Genomic DNA, 20,584 nt, shown 5'->3' with positions numbered 1-20,584 from the left:
TCGTAACATATGATACGTGGACTCGTATCATAAGGCACGAACCGGCAACCGCCATGAATACACATATTATCAATGGCTTACACGATATTCAGCTACAGCCCGCAGCGATGCAGCACTACGCTCCATGACGGCATCTGCCTTTCCTACCGCTGCAAAGATGGACTAAGAAAAGGTGATTACGACTTTTTCCGCTGCAAGCATGGACCAAGCAAAGGCGCATACAACACTTATCGCTGCAAACATGGACAAAAAAAGATGCTTGCTGCCCTCTTGGCTGCAAACATCTATGCTAAAGTCTACGCCGCTACCCTGCTCCACAGCCTGCCTGACGGCGGAGAGGGCAGAGACGGTGGTTATCTCTTCATATACTCAGTGGGAGTGGTGCCATACGCCTTGGAGAAACACTTGGAGAAGTAGCTGCTGTTGGAGAAGCCCACTGTATACATCACCTCCGACACGCTGAACTTGCCCTCCTTGAGCATGAGCGCCGCCTTGTGCATGCGTATGTCGCGGATATACTCCACGGGCGTCTTGCCGGTCATCGCCTTGAGCTTGCGGTAGAGCTGCTTGCCACCCATGCCCACGATTTCCTGCAGGGTGGTTACGTTGAAGTCTGAGTCTATCATGTGGGCTTCTATCGCCTCGGTGATTTCCTTGAGCAGACGCTGGTCCGCGGGGCTCAACTCGGGTTCCTCGATTTCCACCTTTTCTGCCTGGATGCCCAGATAGTTGTTGGTGAGGTCGAGTATCTCATCAAAAGAGCGATGACCCACCGCGCTCTTCAGGTCTTCGGCCAGTCGGTTGAAGAAACTCATACGTGCGTCGACCTGCTCGAGTATCTCCGCTTTCTGGCGGCGTTCCTCCGCCAGTCGCTTTCTGACCCACACAAACTTGAGGCTACCCCAGGCGATGGCGGCAGCCAGCAGGGTGTAGACGAGTTTGGCCCAGAGCGAGAGATACCATGGTGGCAGTATCGATATGTCGAGCCTGTAGACCTCGTCGCCGATATTTCCCTCACCGTCAACGGCATGCACCGTGAGATGATAGCTACCATGGGGCAGGCCGTTGTAACTTATGTCCAGATTGCGATGCGTCATATACTGCCAGTCGTGGTCGCTGCCCTCGAGGCGATAGGCATAGACCGCCGAGGGATGGTCTGAGAAGGGCAGGTCGGTAAGCTGCAGCGTGAAGTTGTTCTCGTCGCTCTCTATCACCAGTCTGTCCATGGTGCGCGGAGCCTGCTCGAGGGTTTTCACACGACCGTCGTCGCTGCCGGCTGCCCGACCGTCGGCCATAGCCCCCTGCAGCTGGCGGCCGTTGACCATCACGCCTGCGAGCATGAGCCTCCGGGGATGGGCGCTCGCTGTGGGCGCGTCGGCATTGAGCGTCACATAGCCGTCATTGCCACCCATCACCACCTGGCGCTGCGTGGGCGAATAGTAGATGGTCATGGGCGTGATGTCCTGGGGTATCTTGAACCTGAAGCTCTTGCCGTCGAGGCCGATGACACAGCACTCCTGACCGCTCACCACCCAGGTGCGCCCGTCGACATCGCTCATACATGCCACCTTGCCGCCTATCTGCCACTCGCGGGGCTTGACGGGCCATGTGGCTTTGCCCTCCATGACATAGCATCTCACCTTGCCATTGCTGCCCATCCACACATTGCCACGGGCATCGGCCATGAGATAGTTGACCACATCGTCCGCGGGCACAGCCTCGACCTTCATGGTCTTGGGATTGATGCGGTCTACGTGGTTGCCGGTCGAAGCCCACACCATACCCTGGGCATCGGTTACCAACTGGCCCACATGCAGCGCCGAGAGGGCATTGGCGCCATGGTTGGCAAGATGCACATCGGCCATGAGCGTAGCCGTAGCCGACGGCGATGAGGCCGTGGCTGCAGTGACGGTCTGCACGAGCCGCTGGCGGTCTACGACGAAGATGCCGCCCATGTATGACGCCATCCACATGCGTCCCTGCCGGTCTTGGAGTATATCATAAGCCCACGCTGTGGAGTATCTGCGCGTGGGGTCGTAGACGATGAAGTTGCGCATCTGGCCCGAGCGGCTGTCATAGAGGTTGATGCCGTGGTCGGTACACACCCAGACGCCGCCCTCGCGGTCTTGATAGATTTTGCGCACGCGGTTGTGGCTCAGCGGGTGCTGGCTGTTGTTCTGCCGATACCATGCCTTGCCCTGTCTTATCACGCCATTGGTGCCACCCATCCACCATTCGCCGTCGCGCGTCTGGCAGAGAGCGTGCAGACAGTTGCCCTCATTAGACAGGGTAGCCTTGTAGAGCGGAGTATATATATAATAGGTATGGGACGACAGGCGCGACAGCCCGTTGTCGGTTCCTATCCACACATTCTGCCACTTGTCGACATAGCATGCCCACACGATGTTGTTGGGGATAGACGAGGCGTCGTGGGAGTCGTGCTGATAGTGGCTGATGGTACCACTGACAGCCATGGAGAAGAGTCCGTCGTCGGTGCCAATATACAGGGTGCCGTTGGCAGCAAGGACAAAGCACTTGATGGAGTGACCGTTGAGGGCGTCGATACGGGTAAACGACTTCAACTGCAGGTCGGCGCGGTAGAGGGCGCCCTCGGTGCCTATCCAGTAGCAGCGGCGGTGGGCATCGTAGGCAAGGGCGTTGACCAGTGGCTGGGTGCCCTGGCAGAAGGCTATCTGCCTACGGCCGAGATAGAGTCCGGAGATGGTGCCCTTGAGCAGCCCTCTCCGCGTGGGAAGCAGGGCGTAGACATCGCTGCCATAGCCGTCGCTGCCATGACGCAGGTCGATGACGCGCAGCTCGGTGGGAGTCTTGCGGGTAGTGGTAGTGCCCGCAGCAGTGGCGGTACTGGGTCTATAGGCATAGGTGTCGAGGTCGAAGGCCTGCAGACCGTTGGCGGTGGCAAGATAGAGCATATTGGACTGCTGCGCCAGAGCATTTACGCGCGTATTGGCCACCGTACAGTCGCCGAAGTGGCGATAGCCGTGGTACCCGTCGTAGCTGAAGAGTCCGGCATCGGTACCTATCCACATCAGGCCCTGACTGTCCTGCATGATGGCGTAGATGGTCTGCGCTCCGTCGAGCGTGATGTTGGTAAACCGTTGTGCATGGAGCGCACAACAGATGATGTGCATGAATATAAACATGCCAATATGTCTGATAGTCTGCTTCATATACAACAAAAATACGCATTAAAAAGCACACTGGCAAACATATTGGCAAGAAAAAATCAACCGACTCTCAAAGTAACGGTTTTCTCGATATTGCGGGCAGCGCTTCTGACCCTCACGGTGACCTTGCCCGCCTGCTTCAGGCTCTGGACGATGAGCACCAGCTTGCCCGAGAAGAGCCGCATGCGGGGCTGGGTAAACGACTCGATCGAGGTGGCATCGCCGTTGCATGCCGCCTTGAACTCTCCGGCACCGCTGACCTCGAAGGTGAGCTCGTCGTCGGCAAGCGGACACTCGTTGCCATCGGCATCGAGCATGCTGACCGTGATGAAGGCCAGGTCGTGACCGTCGGCGTTGAGGGAGGCATCATGGTTGTGGTCGCAGCCCTCGACCAAGCACGCCACGGCGGTAGAAACGTGGTCGGGGCAGTCTACCTCGAGGCGTATCTGCGATGGCTCTCCGGCTGTACGGCGACAGTCTTCGCCCACCTTTTCTCCATACTGGTTGTAGGTGACCACGCGTATCTCGCCGGGTTCGTATCTCACGTCGTTCCATCTGAGGCGGTAACGGTCGAGACGGCTTGTCGGGTCCTTGCGCACACGCCCCTGACTCTTGCCGTTGACGAAGAGTTCGCCCTCGACGCCGTCGGTGTAGCAGTATACGGGTGTCGGCTCTCCCTCACGCCCGCTCCAGTTCCAGTGGGGCAGCAGATGGGTGGTGTGTACACGCCCATTCCAGTGGGCACGATACATGTAATAGCGGTCTTTGGGCAGTCCAGCCAGGTCGCAGATACCAAAATAGCTGCTGCGCGAAGGCCAGTAGGTGTCATAGGGCGTGGGCTCGCCCAGATAGTCGTAGCCCGTCCACACAAACTCGCCGATAACCCAGCTGTGGTCATTCTGCATCTGCCAGTCGTCGTCGGGCAGATTGCTCCACGAGCAATACTCTGTGTCGTAACTCGAACACTGGCCGTCGGGATAGGGATTGTTGTTGTGCGCCCCTACCCTTACCGGGAACTTGTATACTCCGCGCGAGCTCACGGTCGATGCCGTCTCAGACCCGAGCAGAAAACCCTGGGGCAACTGTGCCATATTGTTGTAATACTTGTGAACGCGGTAGTTGAAACCCGGCACATCCATCACCTGGGCGAAACCAGAAGCCAGAGCTTCTTCGGCACGGTCCATGCCCTGGGTGACAGGGCGCGAGGGGTCGTACTGGTGGCAGAGGTCCTGCAGACGGCGGGCGATGGCAACGCCCTCCTTGCTCCACTGCTCGGGTATCTCGTTGCCTATACTCCACATGATGATGCTGGGGTGGTTGCGGTGGTGCTTCACCAGATTGGTGATGTCTCTGTCGGCCCACTCCTCGAAGAAACGGGCGTAGCCGTTCTTGCACTTGGGATAGACCCACATGTCGAAGCTCTCGGCCATAACCATCATGCCGAGCGAGTCGCAGAGCTCCATCTGCATGGTAGAAGGCATGTTGTGGGCTGTGCGGATGGCGTCGCAACCCATGGCTTTCATCATCTTAATCTGGCGGATGAGGGCAGCCTTGTTTTCGGCAGCGCCGAGGGGTCCGAGGTCGTGGTGGAGACACACTCCCTTAATCTTACGGCTCACGCCATTGAGCTGGAAACCGTGTTCGCGGCTCACCGAGATGGTGCGTATGCCGGTCTTGACGGTCTGCACATCGACCAGGCGGCGCCCCTCATAGCGGGCGAGGCTGAGCCGATAGAGCGTGGGCGACTCGGGCGACCAGAGTCGGGGCTCGACCACACGGAGCGTGGTCTGGAACTGGGGGGCGTTGCCCTGCAGCGTGTCGGCAGCCACCACCCTACCCTCGGCATCGGCCAGAGAGACCACGGTGTAGCCACGCTTGCCCATATTGCCTTGAAGCAGAGCGCTCACCTCGACCTGGGCCTCATCGCGGGTGGCACTGAGGGTGCGCACATAGGTGTCCCAGGGAGAGAAGGCGGCATCGCCATAGAGCTCGACATGGACCGGACGGTAGAGACCGCCACCAGGATACCAGCGCGAGCTCTCTTCGCGGTTGTTGAGATGCACCTCGACAAGATTGTCCTTGGAGCCAAACTTGACAAAGGGTGTGATGTCGATGCGGAAGGCGTTGTAGCCATAGGCCCAGCGGCCTGCCTCACGCCCGTTGACGCTCACCACGGGTTCGCTCATGGCTCCGTCGAACACCAGTACGGCGCGCTTGTAGCCCTTGGGCAGCGCCAGACGCATGCGGTAATATCCCTCACCTATCCAGGGCAGCGCGCCCGAGCGGCCCGACTTCTCGGTCTTCTCGGACTCGCCGTTCTGCTCGATGGCGACCATCTGCAGATCCCACTTCTTGTCGAAAGGCCCCGATATAGCCCAATCGTGGGGCACCCGGACGGGTTGCCACGACTGGCCGTCGCGTGAGAAATCCCAGTCGGGGAGGTCGATAACACGGCTTACCTGGGCCCGGCACCCCGTGGAGAGGGCCAACATAAGTGTGGAAGCCAGCAGTAGGGCTTTTGCTATTATATTTTTCATTGTTGTCTATAATTGTTAGTCGGTTGTTGTATTATTCGTATTTCCAGGTCATGGCGTTGAGGTCGGCGGTGACGGTCACCTCGGTGCCGTTGACATCGTCCTTGAACCAGATGTTCCAGTTGCCGTCGGCTGTAGACAGCTTGAAGAGGTCTGAAGGGTCCGAACCGTAGTTGGTCTGTTGGTCATTCTTGCTCTCACCCACGTAGACAGTCACCACTACCGAGGCGCCGATGAGGGGGGAACCATTTTGTGCATCTGTCACTTTACCCTGGATGGTTCGAGTCTGTGCCAAGACTGGCAGACAGCCCATGAGCAACAATGCCACGAGAAGATAGCTTCTCTTCAGTTGTCTTAAGATTGCGTACATTTTAGTTACTATGTTAGGTTGTTGGTTTTTAACTGTGGCAAAATTAGCCAATAGGGTAAAAACAACAAGACATATATCAGACAAAGATAAAAATAAAACGGACACAAGTGGTCATTTCGCGCGTTTTTGTCCGTTTTGTTGCCAATATGACCGATATGTTGCCAAGAAAGACGGCCTCTTTTATCCACAATCAGACAGATAAACGACTGGGGGGTATCTTTTTTCCGACTTCAAAGTATGAAATGACAAATTCAAGGTGCCAATGATATAATTCGTGATGTGCATTACACGTATCGTGCCATGAATGACAAAAATATCATACGAAAAAAAACAGCGCGAAACCAACGCTATTATTGTAATAATGTGTAAATTTGTCGGCAAGCAGCTTACTGCCTACTCAGATAAAGCCATAATCATGACAGACATAAAGGATAAGAAGATTGCCATATTCGGCATCAGCCGGCTGCGCATGGGAACCGACGGCAAGGGCATCACCACCCTGGTCGCAATGATGGGCTGCCCGCTGAAGTGCAGGTATTGCCTCAACGACCGCTGCCACTACGATGTGGGCGGCAACGGCGACGGCAGCGACGGCCACACCCTCACGCCCGGCATACACTGGGTCACGCCACTGGAACTCTACGAGATGGTGAAGATGGACAATATCTACTTCCAGACCACGGGCGGAGGCATCTGCTTCGGTGGCGGTGAGCCCACGACGCAGCACGCGTTCATCACAGCCTTCATCCCGCTCTGCCCCAGCCACTGGAGGTTCACGATAGAAAGCTCGCTGTGCTGCACCACCGATGCCATAGAGGCACTGGCACCCCATATCGACGAGTGGATAGTCGATGTCAAGGATATGAACAGCTATATCTACAGGGAATACACCTCCGCCGAACCGGTAGTCAAGGAGCGGCTCGCCGAACTCATGAAGCTGGTGCCCGAAGAGAAGATTAGGGTCAAGGTGCCGCTCATCCCCGACTTCAACACCGATACCGATGTAGAGCGGAGCGTCGACGAGCTACGGGCGATGGGCTTGACGCATATAGAGAGGACCGAATACATCGTCAAGCCATCCAAATAGTATATATATAATAAGGTATAGACAGAGGGAGGATGGCTCCGCATTGACTGGCAGCCCCTCTACACGCAGACCGCCGCTGAAGTTGGCCCTCGGGCTTGTCTTCAGCGGCGGTCTGTTAGTATTTTTTGGCGAGAAGGTCATCTCGGCGGGGGCGGAGGTCATCTCGGCGGGCGTGGGGACAATCTCGGCGGGCGTAGATGTCATCTCAGCGGGCGCGGAGACATCACCCAGCGAAGCCGCGATACAGCCCACCCTCGCTTCAGCGCTTCAGCGCCTCGAGGATATGGTCTCTACACTGCTCCATTATCCACTTGGGCGTGCTCGTAGCCCCACATATACCTATGGTCTTGACTCCGTCGAGCCAGTGCAGGTCTATCTCCGACGGCTGCTCGATGTGGTGGCTGTTGGCGTTGACGCGCAGACACTCATTGAAGAGCACCTTGCCGTTGCTGCTCTTGTGGCCGCTCACAAAGAGTATCATGTCGTGGCGGGCGGCAAAGGCGGCAATGTTGGGCATACGGTTGGCAACCTGGCGGCAGATGGTGTCAAAGCTGCGGAAGGTGGCTTGGGGAGAGATATGCGCCTGGATGTAGGCTATAAGGGCATGAAACTCGTCGAGCGACTTGGTTGTCTGCGAGTAGAGGTAAATGTCGCGGTCGAAACAGAGATGGCTGGCGTCGTCAAGGTTCTCTACCACGATGGCGTTGCCATCAGTCTGACCCACGAGACCCAAGACCTCGGCATGGCCGTTCTTGCCAAAGATGACAATCTGTGCCTGGGGATTGTCGTCATACTGGCGCTTGATGCGGCGTTGGAGCTGGAGCACCACAGGACAAGTGGCATCGATGATTTCTATATGATTGCGCTCGGCGGTGGCATAAGTAGCCGGCGGCTCACCATGCGCACGCAGCAGCACCTTGACATCGTGGAGCTGAGACAACTGGCTGTGGTCTATAGTCTGCAGTCCCTGCAGATGGAGACGCTCTACCTCCATGCCGTTGTGCACGATATCACCCAGGCAGTAGAGCGTATCGCTGCGAGAGAGTTCTTCTTCGGCTTTGCTGATGGCGGTAGTCACTCCGAAGCAAAATCCGCTACCGCTGTCTATTTCTATCTGTATCATCAGGATAAGTGTCTATCGTTTTACATCTACGGCTATCACCACCTTGGCTTTGTCGGGGTCGTTGGTAATCATCAGTATGCGTGGACGAGTACGCACCTTGTGCAGCGCCGATGCCACGGCGGTCACGCGCAGACGAGCCGACGCGCCGGGAGCTATCTTGCGGGTCGAGAGCGACACCTCCAGTCCGGCGGTAAACATCTGTATGTTGCGTATCTCGAGGTCGGTGCGTCCGTTGTTGGTGATGATAATCTCGCCGCGCTTCTTCTTTTTACCGTCAAAGCTGCCCAGGTCGAGGTAGGTGGCAGAGAGGCTCATCTTGGGGGCATACTGACGGGTGGCGTCGGTGATATTCTTAAACGAGGGCAGCAGCACCGCCGACACCTCGATGGCCTTGTCGGCAGAGACGCGCTCACCGGGATTGCTGCCCAGGTAGATGGTGGTCTGGGTGAGTCCGAAGTCGCGCAACTTGTCTGACAGCAGCGTGAGGGTCACCACTCCGGGACGCCCGGCGGCTATCGTCGACGGCGACACTTGTGCCTCGAGGTAGTTGGGCAGGTGCATCACCTGCGGGCTCACTGCCTTGGAGGTGGGGTTGAGGATATTGATGCGGAAGAAGGGTCGCTCGCCACGGTTGACGTCATCATATTCCACGTCGGTCTTGTCGACACGCAGGTCGCCGAGCTCGAGGGGGAAGTCGCCGGTATAGTCGATGACCTCTTCCACGACCACGCCACGCAGGGTGAGATACACGGGCTTATTGCCGCCATCGACATAGAGCGCCAGCTCTTTCTGGAAGTGTCCCAACTGACGGGCGTCATAGACAGCGCTTACCTTGAAGGTCTTGCCGTTGGCTATGGCCTGACTGGGGTAACTTGCCACTGTGCATCCGCAACTGCTGCGCACTTTGGCGATGGTGATGGGACGCCCGCTCTGGTTGCGGGCCTCAAACTGTACGGTCACGGGGCGGCAATACTGCACCTGACCGCAGTCTATGGTGGGTTGGGCTACTGTTATCTTCTGTGCCATAAGCGCCATCGGCGCCACACACAGCGTGAAGAGGGTCATCACCAGACGGTGAGAGTGTGAGGATAGGTTCATTATGGTCATATTATGGATTTACGTGGATGATTTCACCGGCAACACGACCGGCAAAGGATGGACTGTAGGCACACTGCACGGTGCACTGACCTGCCCGGTAGTCGCCGGCACGGTCTACATAGTAGGAGGTCTCGATGACATGGGTGCCCTTGCCCATCCGGTCGAAATAATAGGATGTGCGGCAGTCGCGCGGAGCCTCATAGCAACCCTGACGATAACCGCTCAGCTGGACAACGGGCTCCAGACACGCAGCGCGCTTGTCGGTGACTTCGACAAAGTCGTAGTCGCGGTCGGCGCGGATGATGATGCGCACGGTGACCTTGTCGCCCACACCGAGGTGGGTGCCTCCGACGACCTGGCGCTCGATGCTGAAACCTTCACCAGCCTTCTCTACCTTGTCGGATGGCAGCATCATCGAGGCATAGACAGCACCCCAACTGGTGTGGGGCTGCTGCTTGGTGATGGCTATCGAGTTGACGGCGCCGTCGGCCTGCCAGGTCTGCGCGCCGATCATCGGCACGCTGGTGTCGGCTTCCATCGGCTTGCCGTCGATGGTGATGCGTGTGCCTGTGGCTGGCGCGAGGGCCGAGCCGTTGTCCTTGAGGAAGGCATAGATGGCGTTTACGCTGTTTATCGGTGTGTCCCAAGCCGTCGTACGCTTCTCCTGCAAGAGCCACTGCCGCATCTCGTCGATGGCAACGCTGTCTTGGGGAGCGAGCAGACCCATTGCCTCGATGGTGGCTACCTGTGTGGGGATGCGGTAGCTGCACCAAGAGTAGCCGGCAAGCGGAGTATCGTAGTAGCGACCCATGCCGTCCTTGTAGACGGTAAACTCGCGCGCACTCTTCAGGCACTCCTTGGCCCTGGCATCGCGTCCGTAGAGGGCGAGCACCACGGCGCTCTGCGCCTTGTCGGCGATGGTGGCCACGTGCTTCTGCTTCTCCATGATATCGAGCAGATAGTCGATGGTGGGGGTTGCCTTGCGCCCGGCGAGTGCAGAGGCGTAGAGATAGCGTGTCTCGATATAGTCGAGGCGGTCGGTCGTATGGTTCTTGGGGTCACGTTTCTTCATTTCCTCCACGCGCTGTGCCATCACTCTGTCCAATGCTGTCAGTGCGTTGTCCAGGATATTCTGCGTGGCGGTCTGCTTGCCGACGATGCGGTCGAGCCTTGCCAGCGTCTCTGCCACGGCGGCAGTCATATAGACGTTGCCTGTCATGCCTTTCCACCATGCCAACGTACCGTCTTCGTCCTGCAGGTCACCGAGGCGACGCAGGATAGACGACTGCGAAGCAGCCAGCTGGTTGGCATCGAGGTATCGGGCCAGACTATGCATACGCTGGGTGTCGCGGGCGGCATCCATGAGCCACGGGGTTTCAGCCAGAACGGTCTGCTTCAGACTCTCGTTCTTTTCCAGCACACCTGTGAGCGACTTATCGGAACGCTGCTGCCAGAGGCTTATAGCCTGGGCGATAGCGGGCGAACTGCCGATGATGTGCTGGGCGATGGCGTTGGCATAGTAGGCGGTGACGAGGCTCATGGCGTTGTCGCCCGAGGGGTTGGCCATCGACGGCAGAGCCTGTATCATGAGCCATGCGGGGTTGTCGGTATATTCTATAGTGGTATGCGTGCGCGTGGCGCCGGCGGAGTATAGGGATGTCAGGTCTATGGTGTGGGTGCCGGTGCCCGTGAGGGTAAACGGACGGGTGTTGACCACCTGTTCACGGTCGGGCAATACGGGCAGATAGTGCTGTTCGCCATCGGCAAAGTCGCTGCCGGTAGCCATAGCCTTGCACACCACAAGAGTCTCGTCGGTAGAGAGGTCGAAGGCGAAATAGAGGGTAGCCGCAGCCTTGGCGTCGACATCAAAGTTCTGCTGACGCGCCACGAGGGTGCGACTGCCGTCGGCGGTGGTGAGTTCCAGACGCAGTCGGCCGCTCTGGCGCTGGTCCGAGGCATTGGTCACACGCACGGCGATGGTGGCATGGTCACCATTGCGCACAAAGCGGGGCATATTGGGCTGCACCATCACCTTCTTCTGTGCCACGGCGAGGGCTTCGATGGTGGTAGCATTGAGGTTGCGGTCGTGTACGAGGCCCTTGAACTTCCACGTGGTCACCGACTCGGGCAGACGGAAGCTGATGGCGATGTCGCCCTTGGCATCGGTCTGCAGGGAGGGATAGAAGAAGACGGTCTCGTTGAAGTTCTCGCGCAGAGAGGCCCACTCGGGCTCCTTCTCTGTCTCGGTGACCGACGGCTCGGGCATCGCCGCATCAGACGCCAGTTTGTCCTTGACCCTATTGGCACGGGTCGACTCGGCGCTGGCTACTCCCCTCACAAAGAGCTCCCTGCCTGCAGATGCCGAACCGGCATACATGGGGCCTGCGGTGCGATAGAGGAACCGGCAGGGCCACGCCGTAAGTTGCGAGAGCGACAGGTCGGGCTCTGCCAGCATCTTGGTCTCGAGATAACTGTACAGACCGATACTTCGGCTGTAGGGTATGCGCCAGTCGGCATTGTAGAGCCGGCTTGCGCCATACTCGTTGTAGAAACGCCAGTCATGGGCATAAATGGCATCGAGCGAATGGTCGTAGAGCGAGGCTATGAGCTGGGCGTCGGCGGGCTTGCCGTCGGGGCGGCTCACGTGGAGGGTCCACGTTTCCTGCTGTCCAGGCACGAGGCGGTCGCGGAAGGTGGTCCAGCGTGCCACAAGCCGCTTGTCGGGCATAGGCCGCATGATGCGCTGGGTGTGTATGTAGCGGCGGCCGTCCTTGACCCAAGCATAGGTGAGGGTGAGGGCGTCGCCATAGTCATCGCGGTAGGTGAAGTCGCGCAGATGGAGCTGGCCCTTGAGGTGGAGCGAGCCGCTCTCTATCACGCGGTCGTCGGCAAAGAGACTGTAGACGACGTACTGTTCGGGGGCAGAAGAGCCAAGTTGCAGCCTTACCTTGTCCTTGCCCTTGAAGCGGGTGCCGCTCAGATAGAACCAGTCGGGGGTATCGATGGGGGCACGGCTGTCGGTAGCGCTGAAGAGTACAAACGGGTGTACGAGGGTGTCGCTGTCACACACGGCGGTGAGCACATGGCGGCCGCTCTTCAGCCCCTTGAGGAGGGCTCTCAGGTCTACCGCCTCGTTGGCCTTGGCGGTGTAGCTATGCTTGCCGATGGTGTAGCTTACGGTGCCGTCGATATTCTGACCGGCGCTGTTGCGGTAGTCAAAGCGTATGGAGCCGATGCTGTCGCGCTCTATCTGGTCTGCCATGTCGCAACTGAGCATCGTAGGACGCGTGCCAAGGGCTACAGAGGTCTGGGCGTCGTGGCTCTCTCCGGCGGCATCGGTGACGGTGGCGCTGACATCAAAGGAGTAGAAGACCCGACGGTCGTAATCGGCATCATCGACCGTGAGGGGCAGACGCAGACCGAAGCGGCCCAGACTGTCGGTGACCGTGGTGGGCAACTGCTCGACATGGCTTTCACCGCGACCGAAGCGCCACCACCACAGTCCTATCCGGCGTGTAGACTTGGCGCTCACCTTGGCGTACTGCACAGGCACTCCGGCATAGGTCATCACCCTACCGGTGAGCAGGAGCGTGTCGCCAGCCTCGTAACAGGTGCGTATCGTGTCCCATTCTATCTTGAACGTAGGGCGCTTGTATTCCTCGACCCTGAAACTGGTGCTGAGCGAATAGGGCATGTCGCTGTCTATGTAGTATCTACCGGTGAGGCCGGTGGCGGGCAGCACAAACTGGCTGTGGGCGGTGCCATAGCTGTCGGTGGTCACCTTGCGCTCGGCTATCACCCGGCTGTTGGCGTCGTGCAGACGCAGGGTGAGGCCGCGACCTGTGATGGCGTCGCCTTGGGTGGCGCTGCTCCTGTAGGCTCCCACCACAGCCACCTGTACGGTCTGACCGGGACGATAGATGCTGCGGTCGGTGAAGAAGCTGAACCGCTCTTCTGCCTTGGACTTTAGGTATGAGAGCATCGACCATGTCTGACCAAACGGACTGTTGATGTCCATGCCCGAAGTTGCGCGCATATAGCTGTCTCCCCACTTGCCCGTGCAGAGCGCCTCGCCCTTACGGTTGACGCGGATGACGGTGTCCTGGTCGCAGCGGCGCATGTCGCGTCTGATGATGATGGATGCCTCAGGCACGGGGTTTCCCGTTGTAGCGTTTACCACTACCAGCCTCATATTGGCAGTGCCCTTCGCCGACTGGCTCTGCACCATCAGGAGCAGGTCGCTTACGGAGAGAAGGGCATACTGGGGCTTCACGCCCTTGACATCGGCCTGCACCTCGACCAGATAACTGCCCAAGGGCAGCGGGGCGAGCGTGGCAGAGTCGGAGAGCAGCTTGTAGTCGGCATGGCCGATATACTTGCGCACCACCGTCTGCACGGGTGTCTTGCCTGCGTCTTGTCTGAGCGTCTCCACCAGTTTGTCTGTCTGTTGCAGAGACTCGCTACTGATGTCGGCATAGGGCTTGCTGAGCCGATAGACATTGAGGGTGAGTTGGTGGATATTGCGTATCGAGTTGATATGTATCTTGCGCTCCTTGCCGGGCAGCATCTGCCGCTCCTGGAGACTGATGTTGAACTGGGGCGCGGTGAGGTCGGTGCGCCTGTTGCGCAGGATATTCATGCGGGGCCATGCTCCCCACTTGGCTATAGCCCAGTCTATGTATCTTATGCGGCGCTCTACGATGTCTTTAGCGTCTTCATCCATAGCCTCATAGTGGTCTATGGCCAGCTCACCACACTCGTCGAGGTCTTGGTATACATTGATGAGCGAGTCTATGGCGTGCTGGTAGTGCTGCTTGCCGCTGCGGGTGTAAAGCCAGTCGCTGTGGTTCTCGCGCAGGTCGAGGCAGGCGGCCAGACAGGCGGCGCGGCGGTTGCCGTGGGCTTCGTAGTAGCGGTTGAGCAGCCCATACTCCTTGGCCTCACCAGCCACAACGTGGAGCAGGTCGCCTCCGAACGCCTTGCTCATATCCCGGCGCTCCACGGCAGGCTCGTAGGTCTTGGCCTGGGTCTTGGCGAGCAGGTCGGGGTCCTTGAGGGCGCGGGCAAAGCAGTCACGACTCTTCTGCTGATAGGCTTTGCGGTTTATGCCTCTCTGCTGCATGGCGTAGAGCTTGCCCAGGGCGGTGGCATAGACGGCGCGCAGCACGGGCGACTTGGCGCGCTGCTCTTCGGCAGCCATCTGCGCAGCCACGGCGTCGAGCGAGTCGGGCGATATCTGGATGGTCAACCCTCCACGGGCTATCTGTGCCTTGACCAGATGGCCGTAGGCTTTCTCGGCAGTGGCGCGCACGATAATCTTGTCGAGCACAGCGATGGCAGTGCGTGGCTGCCATGCGGCGGCAGCCTTGTCGTAGCGCTGCCAGAGCGAGGTGTAGGTGTCGGCAGCCGATGCCTGCACCACGGCGATGAGCATCAGAGTGAATAATATGACCGATTTCTTCATTATTGTCAGTTCTGTAGTTACTATATCGCAAAATTAGTAAAAATAGGTGGTCACTACAAGAATATTTATATAAATGTCATTAAAAAAGCTCATTGTTTGTCATTTTGTCTTGACCGCTGCCCCACCCGACTCTATCTGGCTCGCGGACGCTGCCATCCACAGGCTGGGACTGCTCGGAGAGAGCGCCGCGATGATGCGTAAAACAATCCCCGCAGCCGACTGTCGACTGCGGGGATTTTGCGATATGGGCTATACTCACCACCCTACTTGGCGGCACGGTACTGATACCGTCCTCCGGTGATGTCCTGAAGACTGAGGTGGCGATAGAGGATGTCGTACATCTCGGTGGGCTGACTGCCCAGACGGAAGTGGACGCCATGGTCTTCATAGATGAAGCAGATATCGCCATTGCCGTCGAGCGCCATGGATGAATAGGCAGAATAGCCATCGGTAATCTCGTGGCGCTGCCATCCTTCAGCCCAGCGGTCGGGCGTGGCCCAACTGTCGGCTGTGTCGAAGGCTTTCCAGTAGATGGAGACATGGCTGCGGCGCTCAAGGTTGGTGGGATGGTTGCCAGGGGTGCCACGGGGCACCGACTGGAGAGCCACATAGACCTTACGGCCGTCGGCATCGAGGGCTGGGATGAAGAGTATCTCGCCATTGCAGTTGTTGTTGATGGTGGCTGTACCGCCGTCGTGCTTCTCCGAGGCTACAGGCTCTGCCCAACTGCCGTCCTGGCATTGGCGGTCGGCGTAGGTGAAGATGTTGAACCATCGGCCGTCCTGACCGCTGCGACGACAACTGAGCAGCACGCGGCCGTCGGGCAGCTCTTCTATCTTGGCTTCATCGCCCTGTGGGGCTGGACGGGCGTCGGCACCGCCGAGGGGTACCCATGTGTGGCCGAAGTCATCGGAGTAGACGACCAGACTGCCCTCATTGGTCACCACGGCTGAGTAGAGACGGTAGTAGGTGCCATGCTTGACGAGTCGGCTCTGGCAGATGCGGCCGCTGGTGAAGAAGAGGCGGAAGATATTGCCATGACCGCGATAGAGGTCATAAATCTGCGAGGTCACATCGCCACCGTTCCAGGTGTAGCCGTCGTCGAGGCTGTAGTAGCGGCCTACCTTGAGTACCTTGGAGTAGTCGCCGGGTACATCTACACGCGACCTGCCGTAGCCCACTTCGCCCGAGCCGGTCATAATGAGCATGCGGCCCGTCTCGCGGTCGCGCACCACGGCGGCATCGCCATGGCTCTGGTCGAAGTTGCCGCTGCCAAATCCCATGACGGCGCAGCGGGGAGCGGTCCAGGTCTGTCCGCCGTCGTTGCTGTGGCGCACCTCGATGCTGATGTTGCCCACCGAACCTACATCGCCCCAACTGGTGGCGTCGGTCACGCCCGAGCGGTTGTCGGAGAAGGCTATGACGTGGTTGTCATACGCCACGATGGCGGGAATGCGGTAGTACTTGTGGCTGGCGGTGTCGGTCTTCCACAGCGTGGTCTGTGCGCACGCGGCAGTGGCGACGACGACCATGCCAAAGGCTGTAAGGATTGTCTTCATAATTAGTCTTTACTATATTTGTGATTATTGTTCTGGGTACAGGAGTCAGCCCGGTGCCGGCAGCGGGTTCAACTGAGGCTGTCGAAGTAACGCACCACGGGCAGCAGGAACGGCGAGAGATACTGGACGACCCTGTCGCCACGGTAGGCGATGCGCCCGCTGCTCCACGCCACATAGACGCGGCGGCGGGCACGGGTGAGGGCTACATAGAGCTTGCGACGGTCTTCGGCGCATTGGGCTTCGTCGTCTCGGGTGAAGTAGTTGGGGTAACGGCCGTCGACGACATCAAAGACGATGACATTGTCGAACTCGAGGCCCTTGGCCTTGTGGATGGTGGAGACGAAGATGCGCTCGTCGAGGACATCTGATCCGCAGAGGTCTGACTCTTTGAGGGTGTTGGTCTCCATAAGGTGGCGCTGCAGCTGCTCGGCAAGCGACGGCGCGAGGCTGCTGTCGACGATGTCGTGGGCGATATAGCTGAGCACATAGTCTATCTTGTGGGGTTGGGCATGGTCGCCGCCCATCTGGCGCAGGTAGTCGTAGACGGCACGCATCTGGCCGACCATGGCAGGACTGTCGCCAGCCGGCGCGTGGTCATAGAGCTGCTCACGGGCACGGACATAGAGGTCGCGGTAGTTGCGGCGCAGCATGTCGGCAGCCCTGCGGGTGGCGGCACGGTCAAGAAACTCCTGCTGCTCGGGGATGACCTCGCGGCAACGACGGTAGAGGTGGGCCATGACGCGGCAGGTGTCTTCGACATCGACATCGGCAAGGTGGGCATTGTCTTCGCTGAGTCCGAAGAGATGCTGGCGGCGGAAGAAGTCAAGCCGATAGCTCACCAGCTCGGGATGGAGCAGGCGCAGGAGCTTGAGGGTGTCGATGCAGCGGTCGTGAGCAGGAAGGGCGACATCGGGGAGATAGCGGCTGAGGTTGTGGACGAGGATTTGGTAGTCGTACTCGACATTGTGACCCACCAGACGGCAGTCGCCGATGTAGTCGACAAACTGGCGCAGTGCCTCGGCATGGCCGACGAGGGTGGCGTGGCGCCGCTCTTCGATGATGGGGTTGGGGATGTCGCCGAGCATCTCGGGGATGGGGCGCTCGGTCTGGATATGCACCACAAAGGAGGAGCCCTCGACCATGCGGCCATGCTGCATCTTGACAGCGGCTATCTGCAGGATGTCGTCGTCGAAGACGCTGAGTCCGGTGGTCTCGGTATCGAAGACCACCACGGGAGCGTCGGCGTCGACGGCAGCCACAAAGTCCTGCACGTAGGTGGTGGAGTCGTAGAGCAGAAAATCGGAGGGCAGGAGGGCGCGGTTGAGCATCTTGCGCATAAACTCGCGGGCAGAGGCGGGAGCGGCAAAGACGCCCAATCCATAGAGCAAACGTGCCCATGCCATGAAGTTGGTCTCCGAGGCAAGCACATTGAGATGGGCGAGCATGGTCTTGACCTGGACTGAGGCAAAAATATCTGTTCCCGACACCTGGAAGAAGGGCATATCGAGGGCATGGAGTGCCTCGCCCACCTTGTCGGCATCATAGTTGGAGTTGACCACGATGGCGGTGGTCTCACGGTTGTCGGCAAGGGCGAGCTTGCGGGCAAGGGCAGCCACATCGTGATACTCGCTGTCGATGAGGGGCGACTCGATGAGCCGCATCTCGGCACAGTCGGCGGCGTCGCTGGGCTGGGCTGTGGGCAGCAGAGCGCGGTCTACGCCCAAGACTTCGGCAGCATAGTGATTGGTCATGGCAAGGAGCGACGCCGGCGAACGGTGGTTGATGTTGAGGTGGTAGATATGGTCGCCACAGCGCTGGCGCAGCAGGGCAAGGGTGTCGCTCTTGGCGCCCATAAAGGAGAAGATGGCCTGCTGGGCGTCGCCGAGATACATCACCATGCCCTCGCCACGGGTGACGGCGGTATCGGTGATGAGGTCGATGATGGCCATCTGCATGGCGTTGAGGTCCTGAACCTCGTCGACCTGGATCCAGCGGTAGTGGGGATAGTCGTTGTCGACAGTGAGGGCGTCGTAGGTGAGCAGGAGCAGGTCCTCGAAGTCGATGAGCTTGTTCTGACGGCAGTAGGCGGTGTAGGCGTGGGCATAGCGCATCTTGCGCAGGGTGTTGGCGGCAAGGGCTTGGGTGCCCACATCGAAGGCGTCGCCATGGATGAAGTCGCGGTAGTCGTCGGTGTGGTCGTAGATATGTATCATGGCGTCGGGGGTGAACTCGCGACGCTCGGCACGACAGATGGCTTTGAGAGCGCGCACATCGTCGGCACTGACACAGTCGGGATGGAGCCTCAGCCCACGCGGATGATGATGGATAATCTGGTGCATGAAGTGGGCAAACTGGATAATCTCAGCATACTCGCGACGGCGGTTGTGGCGCTGCTTGATGGCACTTTCTTCCTCGTTCTGGTAACGGGCAAGGATGCTCAGGGCATCGTCGTCGTCGATGACCGAGGTCTCTGCCTCGACAAGGTGGTGCTCGAAGAGGAAACGGGAACAGAATCTATGGATATTGCCGACATAGAGCTGGCCGAGGTCGGCACCCTCGATATACTGGGCGATGCGCTCGCGCATGCCGCGGGCAGCGCGGTTGGTAAAGGTGAGGCAGAGCATGTCGCCATAGGCTATGCCCTGGTCGTGGGCACGGCGGATGCGCTCGGTAAGTATCTGGGTCTTGCCGCAGCCAGGAGGCGCCAGCACCAGGTGGTAACCGCCTAACGGGGTTTCTATCACGCGCAGCTGACTTGCGTCGGGCTGCCAGGCAGGGGACATAGATTGTGTCATAGTTGTATGAATCTGCAAAAAAATATCCATAACCGCCACATGCGCTGTGACTATGACGGTCATGGATAAGGATTATATCAGGTTAAGGGGTGTGATGGGCAGCGGAGAGGGCGAAGGGGCGACGCCAACATCAGTACGTGTCGGGCGAGTTGCCATAAGGGATACGACGCGGAGCCTTGAGGGCTACTCTCGTGGTGGTCTCCATTTTTAAGCCGTCACGCCCTTGAAAGCTCATCGTAGTGAGCTTTCCCTCTATGAGCAGTTGCAGCCAGGCTGCTGCCTTTGAGGATATGCGGTGCTCTTCCATATAGTAGTGGGTGGCCTGTTCGGGATGGTTCTTGTTTTTATACTCCCAAGCCTCACCGTTGGCAAGTTGGTCGCGGTCGCATATATAGACCGTGCTGAATTCACGGCCGTCGGCGAGGGTGTGGTTGATGAGTTTGAGGACATCTATGCCATCCACAAAACACTTGATATATTTGTCGGTCGCCATGAGCTGCTTGTATGCCGAGCTGTAAGGTCTGAAGTCGCGGGGGACCCAGAAGATGTCTGTCACCTTGTTCGGACCATGAGCATAGCTGTTGGTGCATATCACAATGTAGTTGCCATCGCCAGCATCGAGCTGTTTGATAATGCGGTCTTTCATCCAGGAGATGTACAACCGCTGCTGGTCGGTCATTTCCTGGGTAGATGGTGTCGAGGGAGTGGTCTTCTGAACCGGCTTGGGGGTAGTCACAGGCGCCGGTGCCGCTTGAGGGGCTGGCTTGGGGGTAGCCACGGGCGCCGGAGTAGCGGGCGTGGTAGGCGTAGAGGGCTGATAGCCTATCCGCTGCTTAATCTCTTCGACGGTGGTATCATAACTGATGTAGGAGCCGTCGTCACCACGCTTCAGCGAGAAGTCGAGGATGGTAGAACCGGGCGTGTTGAGGGCTTCGCCATTGGCGGTATTGGTCACGAGGACATTGAGATAATAGTGGTGGTCGCCCTCGGGCCAATTGCCTGTGTCGTAGTTGACAAAGAGGGTGTAGTCCAGATAGGTGTCGATGTCGTGGCTGGGCATCAGGGCACCGTCGCAGCGGTAGATGACCACGGGGTCGTCGCCCGCCACATCACTGTCGAGGGTAACCTCGCCGGTGAGGCTCACGCTGCGGCGCTTCATGCCGCTCACGGTAAGATAGAGGTGGACCTTCATGCCTCGCTGGCCGTCCAGGATGACATCGTGCTCTACCCAGGCACGGGAAATCTTGGCATAGCGCCGGGCCGCAGCGCTGGCGCTCATGGTCACAAGCAGGGCGACCATGAGCAGCATGCCAGTGCGGACGGCAAGGGATAAGGAAGAGGTGTTCATATCGTCAACGATTGAAGC

At 58.8% G+C, this 20,584-nt stretch carries 11 protein-coding genes; 2 read left to right on the top strand and 9 right to left on the bottom strand.

What is annotated here, in order from left to right; translation table 11 throughout:
* Nucleotides 1–72: 72 nt before the first annotated feature.
* Complete coding sequence (locus tag CIK94_RS14060; protein WP_144008349.1) at nt 73–417, top strand: hypothetical protein; 345 nt, start codon at nt 73–75, stop codon at nt 415–417.
* On the opposite strand, the gene CIK94_RS08100 is transcribed toward CIK94_RS14060, so the two are convergent.
* From CIK94_RS08100 to CIK94_RS08090, 3 genes are read right to left on the bottom strand one after another with little or no spacing between them, the layout of a single operon-like run.
* Nucleotides 354–3,191 (bottom strand): two-component regulator propeller domain-containing protein, encoded by a 2,838-nt coding sequence (locus CIK94_RS08100; RefSeq protein ID WP_094422542.1) that lies wholly within the window; start codon nt 3,189–3,191, stop codon nt 354–356. The two genes, CIK94_RS14060 and CIK94_RS08100, sit on opposite strands and share 64 nt — an antisense overlap.
* 56 nt (nt 3,192–3,247) lie before the next feature.
* Entirely contained in the window at nt 3,248–5,725 is a 2,478-nt protein-coding gene (locus CIK94_RS08095) for a glycoside hydrolase family 2 TIM barrel-domain containing protein (RefSeq protein ID WP_371591649.1), read from the bottom strand.
* Between the two features lie 31 nt (nt 5,726–5,756).
* Nucleotides 5,757–6,092: a hypothetical protein gene (locus tag CIK94_RS08090; RefSeq protein WP_144008348.1), complete on the bottom strand. Its 336-nt coding sequence runs from the start codon at nt 6,090–6,092 to the stop codon at nt 5,757–5,759.
* Nucleotides 6,093–6,453: 361 nt separating this feature from the next.
* Between CIK94_RS08090 and CIK94_RS08085 the strand changes: the two genes are divergently transcribed.
* A complete protein-coding gene (locus CIK94_RS08085) occupies nt 6,454–7,179 on the top strand; it encodes a radical SAM protein (RefSeq protein WP_158216543.1) in 726 nt (241 codons plus the stop codon).
* 259 nt (nt 7,180–7,438) lie between these two features.
* Here CIK94_RS08085 and CIK94_RS08080 read toward each other — a convergent pair whose 3' ends face one another.
* From CIK94_RS08080 to CIK94_RS08055, 6 genes are all read right to left on the bottom strand, one after another.
* Nucleotides 7,439–8,302, bottom strand: a complete 864-nt coding sequence (locus CIK94_RS08080; protein ID WP_022311286.1) for a 4-hydroxy-3-methylbut-2-enyl diphosphate reductase — start codon at nt 8,300–8,302, stop codon at nt 7,439–7,441.
* Nucleotides 8,303–8,314: 12 nt separating this feature from the next.
* Complete coding sequence (locus CIK94_RS08075; protein ID WP_254046172.1) at nt 8,315–9,409, bottom strand: DUF1573 domain-containing protein; 1,095 nt, start codon at nt 9,407–9,409, stop codon at nt 8,315–8,317.
* Nucleotide 9,410: 1 nt separating this feature from the next.
* Nucleotides 9,411–14,864 carry an alpha-2-macroglobulin family protein gene (locus CIK94_RS08070; protein ID WP_094422534.1) on the bottom strand — a complete coding sequence of 1,818 codons (5,454 nt, stop codon included), beginning with the start codon at nt 14,862–14,864 and terminating at the stop codon, nt 9,411–9,413.
* Nucleotides 14,865–15,127: 263 nt separating this feature from the next.
* Nucleotides 15,128–16,423 carry a sialidase family protein gene (locus CIK94_RS08065; RefSeq protein ID WP_094422532.1) on the bottom strand — a complete coding sequence of 432 codons (1,296 nt, stop codon included), beginning with the start codon at nt 16,421–16,423 and terminating at the stop codon, nt 15,128–15,130.
* Nucleotides 16,424–16,491: 68 nt separating this feature from the next.
* On the bottom strand, nt 16,492–19,218 hold the full coding sequence (locus CIK94_RS08060; protein ID WP_094422530.1) for a 3'-5' exonuclease: 2,727 nt from the start codon (nt 19,216–19,218) through the stop codon (nt 16,492–16,494).
* 130 nt (nt 19,219–19,348) lie between these two features.
* Nucleotides 19,349–20,566 (bottom strand): hypothetical protein, encoded by a 1,218-nt coding sequence (locus tag CIK94_RS08055; RefSeq protein WP_144008347.1) that lies wholly within the window; start codon nt 20,564–20,566, stop codon nt 19,349–19,351.
* Between the last annotated feature and the right edge of the window lie 18 nt (nt 20,567–20,584).

It is taken from the genome of Prevotella sp. P4-51 (assembly GCF_002251455.1).
Taxonomy (GTDB): domain Bacteria; phylum Bacteroidota; class Bacteroidia; order Bacteroidales; family Bacteroidaceae; genus Prevotella.
This window is presented reverse-complemented; position numbering and strand designations above follow the sequence as displayed.

Excerpts from the sequence above, each read along its gene's own strand:
- CIK94_RS14060 (WP_144008349.1), top strand. The coding sequence starts at position 73 with ATGGCTTACACGATATTCAGCTACAGCCCGCAGCGATGCAGCACTACG.
- CIK94_RS08100 (WP_094422542.1), bottom strand. The coding sequence starts at position 3,191 with ATGAAGCAGACTATCAGACATATTGGCATGTTTATATTCATGCACATC.
- CIK94_RS08095 (WP_371591649.1), bottom strand. The coding sequence starts at position 5,725 with ATGAAAAATATAATAGCAAAAGCCCTACTGCTGGCTTCCACACTTATG.
- CIK94_RS08090 (WP_144008348.1), bottom strand. The coding sequence starts at position 6,092 with ATGTACGCAATCTTAAGACAACTGAAGAGAAGCTATCTTCTCGTGGCA.
- CIK94_RS08085 (WP_158216543.1), top strand. The coding sequence starts at position 6,454 with ATGTGTAAATTTGTCGGCAAGCAGCTTACTGCCTACTCAGATAAAGCC.
- CIK94_RS08080 (WP_022311286.1), bottom strand. The coding sequence starts at position 8,302 with ATGATACAGATAGAAATAGACAGCGGTAGCGGATTTTGCTTCGGAGTG.
- CIK94_RS08075 (WP_254046172.1), bottom strand. The coding sequence starts at position 9,409 with ATGACCATAATGAACCTATCCTCACACTCTCACCGTCTGGTGATGACC.
- CIK94_RS08070 (WP_094422534.1), bottom strand. The coding sequence starts at position 14,864 with ATGAAGAAATCGGTCATATTATTCACTCTGATGCTCATCGCCGTGGTG.
- CIK94_RS08065 (WP_094422532.1), bottom strand. The coding sequence starts at position 16,423 with ATGAAGACAATCCTTACAGCCTTTGGCATGGTCGTCGTCGCCACTGCC.
- CIK94_RS08060 (WP_094422530.1), bottom strand. The coding sequence starts at position 19,218 with ATGACACAATCTATGTCCCCTGCCTGGCAGCCCGACGCAAGTCAGCTG.
- CIK94_RS08055 (WP_144008347.1), bottom strand. The coding sequence starts at position 20,566 with ATGAACACCTCTTCCTTATCCCTTGCCGTCCGCACTGGCATGCTGCTC.